Origin of the sequence: Pseudidiomarina insulisalsae, from assembly GCF_003987065.1 — a bacterium.
Taxonomy (GTDB): Bacteria; Pseudomonadota; Gammaproteobacteria; order Enterobacterales; family Alteromonadaceae; genus Pseudidiomarina; species Pseudidiomarina insulisalsae.
The window spans coordinates 196,237-204,991 of sequence record NZ_PIPY01000007.1 but is presented as its reverse complement, the minus strand read 5'-3'; the positions used below and the strand labels follow the sequence as shown (position 1 = coordinate 204,991).

Sequence of the window (8,755 nt, the reverse complement as noted above, 5' to 3'; positions counted from 1 at the left end):
GCCATTGCCAGCGCTGTAGTAAGTTGCATAAAAAAATCCGTAGCCAGTGTTAACTAACTACGGATTCTGATCTATTGGGAGGATCGGTCAAGCGATCGCTAAAATATTTCTTAACTGATCGGCATTAGGCATCAAGCCCGGTTTTTTTATGCTCTGGCGTGAGCAGAGCGTATCCCAATTTACTGCGGGGTACACTTCGCCATGTCAGACTGCGCGGTAGCGCTTGCCTGCGTCAGACTCGCAACGCGGCTGGCTTTGTTGATACTGACGCGGTTGCTGTCGTCAGCAACTGCCAGTGGGGCAAAGTCATCCGAGCGAGGTGCTGCTGTGGCTTTTGCCATTGGCGCGCTGACTACCTTGCCACGGCGCGAGGAGGGCACCTTGGCTGCGGCCGGCGCTTCTTCCGCCGGGCGCTCGACCATGGCTTCTGCCGGGCGCTCTGCTGGTGCTGGTACTGGCACATCTTCCGCGGCTTGCTCAGCTGCCGTCTCTGGAACTTGCTCTGGAGCCTTCTCTGGTGCCTGTTCTGCTTCTGGCGCGTTCCCGGCGTCACTTTCTGTCAACGCGTCATCGGTCTGCTCAGCAGCTTTCTCGTCTTTGCGACGCTGGCCGGCAGCACGCTGATGACGAGGACTACGGCGCGAACGGTTACGACCTTCACGCTTCTCTTCAGTGGCCTCATCCGGCGCTTGTTCCGCAGTTTCTTTCGGTATTTCTTCCAGCGTTTCTTCCGGCGTTTCTTCCACGTCTGGGCCATCGATGGTCAGACTAGGAACGGTGCTACCATCTGCAGATTTTTCCGCAGTTGGTTGTGCTTTAGCCGGCGCTGCTTCACGCTGCTCAGCAGCAGTTTTAACCTCAGCTTCAGTCGGCTTGGTTTCTGCTTCTGCGGCTTTCGCTTCGGCTTTCGATTCGGCTTTCGGTTCGGCTTTTGGCGCTTTCTTAGCTTCGCTCGCTTGCTGCTCTGCTGCCTGTTCCTTTTTCGGCTCGGCCGCTTTTGGCGCAGCAGGTTTGCTGGCTTCCGCCTTGGGCGTTGCTTCTTTTGCTTTAGGCGCAGTTTCCGCAACTGGCGCGGTTCCGGCATCGGCTTTGCTCACGCGAACCGACTTCTCCAGCTTGCGACGCTGACGACGTGGTTTCGGTGCTTGCTCCTGAGCGCTTTCTTTCGTGCTGGCACTCTCTTTGGCTTTTTGTTGCTCTGGCTTCTGTTGCTCAGCGCCTTGCTGACGGTTGCGACCGCGACCACCACGGCGCTTTTGCTCACCTTTTGGCTCAGCGCGCTGCTCGCCAGGGGTAGCGGCTTTATCCGTAGCTTTAGCGCCTTCAGCTTTTGCTTCAGCTTTTTTGTCTTCATCGCGTGCGCGACCACGTTGCTGGCCACGGCGACGGTTGTTGCCACGCTGATTACGTCCGCCACGGCGGTTGGCACCACCATCACGACTGCGGCGTTGCTGCTGTTTCTTTTGCTCTTCTTCTTTTTCTTCACCGCCAAACAGGTCGCTTAACCATTTACCCAGGCGCTGCAACAGTGATGGTGTACCGGCTTTCTTCGCCGCCGGCGCTGCAGGTGCAGGCGTCGGTGCGGGCGTCGCCGGCGCTTGCAGGCCTTTTAACGCTGGCTCTTCAAAGCTCGGTTTGTCTTTGTTCAGCACAACTTCGGTTGCGGCGTCTTCAGGCTTCTCGATCAGGGTAAAGCTATTGGCTTCTTCAACTTCGTCGCTGCGCAAACGTTTCACATCAAAATGTGGTGTTTCCAGATGCGGATTCGGAATGACCAGCACCGATACCGAGTGGCGTTTTTCAACTTCGGCAATGGCTTTACGCTTTTCATTAAGCAGGTAGGTGGCGACCGTGACCGGCACCTGTGCCTGAACTTGGATGGTGTTATCTTTGAGTGCTTCTTCTTCAATCAGACGCAAGATTGAAAGCGCCAGTGACTCTGCCGAACGGATGGTACCGTGGCCATCACAACGCGGACAGACGTGATTTGAAGATTCACCCAATGAAGGGCGCAAGCGCTGCCGTGACATTTCTAACAGGCCGAAGCGTGAGATACGGGCAACCTGAATACGGGCGCGATCCTGCTTCAGGCTGTCGCGTAAACGGTTCTCAACTTCGCGCTGATGCTTCACTGGTGTCATATCAATGAAATCGATGACCACCAGGCCACCAACATCACGCAGACGTAACTGACGGGCAATTTCCTCAGCTGCTTCCAGATTGGTCTGGAACGCGGTTTCCTCAATGTCCCCACCTTTGGTCGCGCGCGCTGAGTTGATATCGATAGAGGTCAGAGCTTCAGTAGGGTCAATCACAATAGACCCGCCTGAAGGCAGGCGCACTTCACGCTGAAATGCTGATTCGATCTGGCTTTCAATCTGGTAATGATTAAACAGCGGCACGTCGCCCTGGTAGGTTTTCACGCGATTGACAAAGTCCGGGCGAATCAGCGCAACGTGTTCACGCACCTGTTCGTAGACTTTCGGGTTATCAATCAGTACTTCACCAATGTCACGGCGCAGGTAGTCGCGGATAGCGCGGAACACAACGTTGCTTTCCTGATGGATCAGGAAGGGCGCACGGCGCTCTGCTGCGGCCTTTTCGATAGCGCTCCAGTGATGTACCAGAACGTTCAGATCCCACTCCAGCTCTTCGGCTGATTTGCCAACCCCTGCGGTACGTACAATCAGACCCATTCCGTCCGGCAATTGCAGGTCTTTCATGGCGTCTTTTAATTCGGTGCGCTCATCGCCTTCAATGCGGCGTGAAATACCACCGGCCCGCGGGTTGTTTGGCATCAGTACCAAATAGCTACCTGCCAGAGAGATAAAGGTGGTCAGCGCAGCTCCTTTTTGTCCGCGCTCTTCTTTATCGATTTGGACGATGACTTCCTGGCCTTCTTTAACAACATCTTTGATATTAGGGCGGCCGGAGAATGTATAGCCTTCAGGGAAGTAGGTTTTTGCGATTTCTTTCAGCGGGAGGAAGCCATGGCGCTCAGCACCGTAATCAACGAAAGCGGCTTCCAGGCTAGGTTCGATACGGGTAATTTTACCCTTGTAGATATTGGCTTTCTTTTGTTCGTGGCCCGGGCTTTCGATATCTAAATCGTATAAACGCTGCCCGTCCACCAAAGCGACACGCAGCTCTTCTTGCTGGGTTGCATTGATCAACATTCTTTTCATGGTTGTGACTCTTATTTTTTGTGCCACAACACAGTACGAAGGCGTCTTCGCCATCGCTATTTCGAGATTGAATTGTAGACTGCCATCGCGCTGTCGCAGCGTGGAATGACACCTCCCGTTGTGTAAACTGACACCAACGTGAGGTACGCAATTGGTTACCAAGCCGAAATAAGCTTGTGTTCGTACCGTGTCATCGCAAATGATGCTTTAACATGACGTGGCTTGGTGACTGTTCGGTTCCATGCCATCAGGATCTCGAGCGTGCGCACTGCGCAGGTCGTATCGTGAAGTGGAAGTTGTGTTGCTATTGCTAGCCTTGTGCCAAGCCACAACTAATTTCTTGTATTGTTTCTCGCGTTGTTGACTGTTTTCAGTTCGCGAACCGCTCTCAAACTACACCGGTGCGGCTTTTTCCGGAAGCCCGATTATCCCATGAAACGGCTGATCAGCACAAGTTAAATTAATTGCTGCAAAAATTGCAGTCAGGCTCTTTTGATAATGTTAAACTGCGCGTCTATGAACGACACGACACAACAACAAGTTCGTTGGTTGACTATCGACGCCGATTACGCTGACCAACGCATTGATAATTTTTTGCTTGCGCAACTAAAAGGTGTACCCAAATCACTGGTCTACCGAATCTTGCGTAAAGGTGAAGTGCGGGTAAATAAAAAGCGCGCGAAACCGGACTATCGTTTACAAGCCGGTGATGAAGTGCGCATACCGCCGGTGCGGGTTGCCGAGCGTAATCCCTTACCTTCAGCCAAACTGGATCAAGTACAGGCGCTGAATGATCAGGTGCTGTATGAGGACGATCTGCTGATGGTGCTGAACAAGCCTGCCGGGCTGGCGGTTCACGGCGGTTCAGGATTGCAGTTTGGGCTGATTGAAAGTTTGCGGGCATTACGTCCTGAAGCGAAGCATCTTGAGCTAGTGCATCGACTGGACCGTGAAACCAGCGGCTGCATTTTGGTTTCAAAGCGGCGTTCTGCACTGCGTTCACTGCATGAGCAGTTGCGCAATAAGACCATGGATAAGCGCTATCTGGCACTGGTGCGCGGGCATTGGCAGGCGCATGTCAAACTGATCGCGGCACCGCTGCTGAAAAACACCTTAAAGTCAGGTGAGCGGGTGGTGCGCGTGGATGTTGCCGGTAAACCGTCGGAGACCCGTTTCCGGGTCGTACGTAAGTTTGCCAATAGCACGCTGGTCGAAGCCTCGCCCATTACCGGGCGCACCCATCAAATTCGCGTGCACGCACTGCATGCCGGTCATCCGATTGCTTGCGATGATAAGTACGGTGATCCGGTATTTGACGGGCTCATGCGAGAGCTAGGGCTGAACCGGTTATTTCTGCATGCGCAACGGTTAAGCTTCCGGCATCCGCAAAGTGGTAAAGAAATCACCGTCGAGGCGCCATTGGACGATGTCCTGGACCGCACCTTGCAACAATTGGGCGCAGCATCTTGAACGGCAAAGATTACCGACTGATTATCTTTGACTGGGACGGTACCCTGATGGATTCCATCGGTCGTATTGTTTCGGCAATGCGTGCCACAGCCACGACGCAGCAATTGCCAGTGCCTTCGGTGCAGGCGGTACGCGATATTATCGGTTTAAGTCTCGAGCCGGCGATTGAACGCTTGTTCGGACGTCTGACGAGCGACCAGCATGCCGCGTTTCTGGCGCAATACCGTGACCAGTATGTCGATTTGGATCCTACGCCAACGCCGTTATTCCCCGGTGTTGAAACCATGCTTCATAACCTGCGCGAGCAAGGTTATTTACTGGCGATCGCGACCGGCAAGGCCCGTCGCGGTCTGGATCGGGTGCTGACCGAGACCGCCTTGCAGGATGTATTTCATTTTACCCGGTGCGCCGATGAGAGTATCTCTAAGCCGCACCCGCAAATGCTGCACGAACTGATGGCAGCAGCACAGTGCAGTGCCGATGAGACCTTGATGATAGGGGACTCGGTCCATGATCTGAAAATGGCGCGCGCGGCAAAGGTGGACGCGCTGGGGGTTGATTTTGGCACTCACGAAGCGCTGTTGCTACAGCAGCATCAACCACTGGCTGTGCTGTCTTCGTGGCAGCAACTCAATGATTATTTACCGTTGCGGGCGGCTGCCGTGCGTGCCGGCAACAGCTTAACTGAAAGGGAGGCCTTATGACCGCAATTGTATTGGCATCCACCTCACCCTATCGGCGCATGTTATTAGAGAAAATACTGCCAGATTTCATTTGTGCAGCGCCCCGGGTTGATGAGAGCGCACAGCCGGGAGAGAGTGCCCCGGCGCTGGTCGAGCGTCTGGCCATTGCCAAAGCGAAGGCACTGCGCGATGAGTACAGCAAGCATCTGCTGATTGGCTCGGATCAGGTGGCGGTGGTTGGCGACGCGATTCTCGGTAAACCTCATACTGAGGAAAATGCGATTGCGCAGCTTCAGGCCGCAAGTGGCAAAACCGTTACCTTTTATACGGGACTGGCGGTCTATGATAGTGCCCATGATCGTGTACAGTCCTGTGTCGAGCCTTTTCAGGTGACCTTTCGCCAGTTAACTGATGCCGAAATCTGCGGCTATGTCGCACTGGAGCAACCGCTCAACTGTGCTGGCAGTTTTAAGAGCGAGGGGCTGGGCATTAGTTTATTTGCCCGTATGCAGGGCGATGACCCAAACAGCTTAATCGGTTTACCCTTGATTCGCCTGCTCGCCATGTTGCGCGAATGGCAGGTGAATCCGCTGCTGGTGAAAGACCAGGCATAAGGCATATAAAAAGCTGAAAATCACTTGTTTTCAGCGCCTGAATCCTTTAACATTCGCGCCCTATGCAGAAGGTTCGTATTCCTATTTCGGTCGATCCGGTCAAAAGTGCCGGTAAACAGTTGAGCTACGTGGGCCTGGTCCCAGGTAACGCAATGCAACGTTTACAAGAGCTTTTGGTAGAGCCCTGTGCAGATGTTGATGCCGAACTCGAATTTGCCGAGGACGCGCAAGACATTAAGCACGTCAAAGGGCACGCCGCGGTCAACGTCACAGTCGCTTGTGAGCGCTGTGGTGAACCTATGGCGGTAGAGCTGACAAGTGACTTCGTTTACGCGCCAGTAACCAAACGGCAAACGGCCACCGATATGCCGAGTGACTACGAGCCCATCGAATTAGATGAGCTTGGTGAGATCCAACTGCATCGAATTATTGAAGATGAGCTGATATTGGCGATGCCTGTGGTAGTTAAACACGACGAGCGCGAATGTCGGGTAGATAGTAACGCAATGCAGTGGGGTGACGTTGAAGACACTCCGGGCGAAAAAGAAAATCCTTTCGCAGTGTTGCAAGAATTAAAGCGTAAATAAAACTTAGGAGATAGCGTAAATGGCTGTACAACAGAATCGGAAAAGTCGTTCGAAGCGCGACATGCGTCGTTCTCACGATGCACTGAGCGGCCCTACACTGTCGGTTGACTCTACCTCTGGTGAAACGCATCGTCGTCACCATGTAACAGCTGACGGTTTCTACAAAGGCCGTAAAGTCGTAAACAAGTAAACCAGCAACGGAAGTGAGGCAATGGCCGCACTGACACTGGCACTTGATGCAATGGGGGGCGATCTTGGCCCCTCTATTGTTATTGACGCATTAGACGATGCGTTAACTACATTTCCCCAACACCATTTCATCGTCGTCGGCGATGAAGCCGAGTTGTTACCGCTGTTGCGGTCCAAGCAACTTGAACAACACCCCCGCGTTACCCTTAAGTATGCCAGCCAGACGGTGAGTATGAGCGATAAGCCCGGCTATTCATTGCGTGCCAAACCTGACTCTTCAATGCGTGTCGCGCTGGAGCTGCTAGCCAGTGAAGAGGCTGCTGCCTGTGTCAGTGCTGGTAATACCGGTGCATTGATGACCAAAGCGTATTTCTCACTTAAGACCTTGCCAGGCGTGCTGCGTCCTGCGTTGATGTCTGCCATACCGCAGGCGTCAGGAAAAAGTGCGTTTTTGCTCGACCTTGGTGCCAATCCGGTCTGCGATTCCGATACCCTGTTTCAGTTTGGCCTGATGGGCTCTGTGGCGGCGCGTGAAGTGCTAGGCATTGAACAGCCCCGTATTGCATTGCTGAATATGGGTGAAGAGGACATTAAAGGTAACGACGTAGTGAAATCCACTGCGCAACTGTTCCAACAATCAAAGTCGCTGAATTACATAGGATTTATTGAAGGTGATGATCTGTTCGCCGATAAAGCTGATGTCATTGTCTGCGACGGATTTGTCGGCAATATCGCGCTGAAAAGCTGCGAGGGACTCGCCGAGCTACTGTTAAATAATATCCGTTCCAACATTAACGCTCACTGGCTAACGCGCTGGTTCGTGAAACTTTTTTACCACCGTCTGCAACGTTCCTGGGACTGGCTGAAGCCCGACCACTATAATGGCGCAAGTCTGATAGGATTGCGTGGCGTCGTGATCAAAAGCCACGGTGATGCCGACGGTAAAGCATTTTTTAGTGCCATCAAACAAGCCGTGGAAGAGACGCAACAGGACCTCCCGACACGTATTCGTGATCAGGTGGAGAAAGTTCTCTTAGAACAACACTAAAAGGTTTTTATGTTTGCACGAATCGCAGGCACCGGGCATTATTTGCCGCAGCAGTGCCTGACTAATGCGATGCTGGAGCAACGCGTTGACACCAGCCATGAGTGGATTGTTGAGCGTACCGGCATTCATCAGCGCCACATCGCCAGCGACGGTGAAAATGCGGTAACCATGGGCGTTGCGGCCGCACGCGAAGCATTACAGGCAGCCCAGTTGCGGGTTGACGAGATTGACCTTATCGTCGTCGCCACCACCTCGAATGAACGCGCCTTTCCCAGTGTCGCCTGTGAGATTCAGGCCGCCTTAACCGACCAAAATATTCCGGCGTTTGACGTGGCAGCAGCTTGTTCAGGCTTTATTTTTGCCCTGAGTGTGGCTGATCAGTACATTCGCAGTGGTACCTATCGTAACGTGCTGGTCATTGGCACCGACGTGTTGTCGCGGCTGTGTAAGCCGGACGATCGTAACACCATCATTTTATTTGGTGATGGTGCGGGCGCAGCTGTATTACAGGCCAGTGAGCAGCCGGGAATTTTGTCCACGCATTTGCATAGTGCCGGCGAATTTGCTGATCTACTGGGAGTCAATCATCCGCAACGGCACAGTAGCGCCAGTGCGGAGGCTCTGAGTGAAGCCTGGATGTATATGAAAGGCAACGAAGTATTTAAGGTAGCGGTGAGCAAGTTAAGCGAATTGGTCAGCGAAACCTTGACAGCCAACGGCCTTGGCGCCGAAGATCTGGACTGGCTGGTGCCTCATCAGGCTAATTTACGCATTATTAAAGCGACCGCAAAAAAGTTGAAAATGCCCATGGCTCAGGTCATTACGACGCTGGCTGATACTGGCAATACCTCAGCGGCGTCCGTACCTATTGCCCTTGACGTGGCGATTCGCGACGGGCGTATTCAACGCGGTCAGAATTTATTGCTCGAAGCCTTTGGCGGCGGTTTCGCCTGGGGTTCAGCTTTAGTTAACTATTAAA

At 53.2% G+C, this 8,755-nt stretch carries 8 protein-coding genes; 7 read left to right on the top strand and 1 reads right to left on the bottom strand.

Annotated features, from left to right (window positions below; genetic code table 11):
• Nucleotides 1-179: 179 nt before the first annotated feature.
• Nucleotides 180-3,185, bottom strand: a complete 3,006-nt coding sequence (gene rne, locus CWI71_RS08160; protein ID WP_126754769.1) for a ribonuclease E — start codon at nt 3,183-3,185, stop codon at nt 180-182.
• Nucleotides 3,186-3,701: 516 nt separating this feature from the next.
• Between rne and rluC the strand changes: the two genes are divergently transcribed.
• From rluC to CWI71_RS08125, 7 genes are all read left to right on the top strand, one after another.
• Complete coding sequence (gene rluC, locus CWI71_RS08155; protein ID WP_126754768.1) at nt 3,702-4,655, top strand: 23S rRNA pseudouridine(955/2504/2580) synthase RluC; 954 nt, start codon at nt 3,702-3,704, stop codon at nt 4,653-4,655.
• Nucleotides 4,652-5,359 carry an HAD-IIIA family hydrolase gene (locus CWI71_RS08150; protein WP_126754767.1) on the top strand — a complete coding sequence of 236 codons (708 nt, stop codon included), beginning with the start codon at nt 4,652-4,654 and terminating at the stop codon, nt 5,357-5,359. Before rluC ends, CWI71_RS08150 begins: the two co-directional genes overlap by 4 nt.
• Nucleotides 5,356-5,952 (top strand): Maf family protein, encoded by a 597-nt coding sequence (locus tag CWI71_RS08145; protein ID WP_126754766.1) that lies wholly within the window; start codon nt 5,356-5,358, stop codon nt 5,950-5,952. Before CWI71_RS08150 ends, CWI71_RS08145 begins: the two co-directional genes overlap by 4 nt.
• A 62-nt stretch (nt 5,953-6,014) precedes the next feature.
• The gene (yceD, locus tag CWI71_RS08140) at nt 6,015-6,539 is read left to right on the top strand and encodes a 23S rRNA accumulation protein YceD (protein ID WP_126754765.1); all 525 of its coding nucleotides are present in this window, start codon (nt 6,015-6,017) and stop codon (nt 6,537-6,539) included.
• Nucleotides 6,540-6,558: 19 nt separating this feature from the next.
• Complete coding sequence (rpmF, locus tag CWI71_RS08135) at nt 6,559-6,729, top strand: 50S ribosomal protein L32 (protein ID WP_034729259.1); 171 nt, start codon at nt 6,559-6,561, stop codon at nt 6,727-6,729.
• Nucleotides 6,730-6,750: 21 nt separating this feature from the next.
• Nucleotides 6,751-7,776, top strand: coding sequence for a phosphate acyltransferase PlsX (gene plsX / locus CWI71_RS08130; RefSeq protein ID WP_126754764.1), 1,026 nt, complete (start codon nt 6,751-6,753; stop codon nt 7,774-7,776).
• Between the two features lie 9 nt (nt 7,777-7,785).
• Nucleotides 7,786-8,754 carry a beta-ketoacyl-ACP synthase III gene (locus tag CWI71_RS08125; RefSeq protein ID WP_126754763.1) on the top strand — a complete coding sequence of 323 codons (969 nt, stop codon included), beginning with the start codon at nt 7,786-7,788 and terminating at the stop codon, nt 8,752-8,754.
• The last annotated feature ends 1 nt before the right edge of the window (nt 8,755 follow it).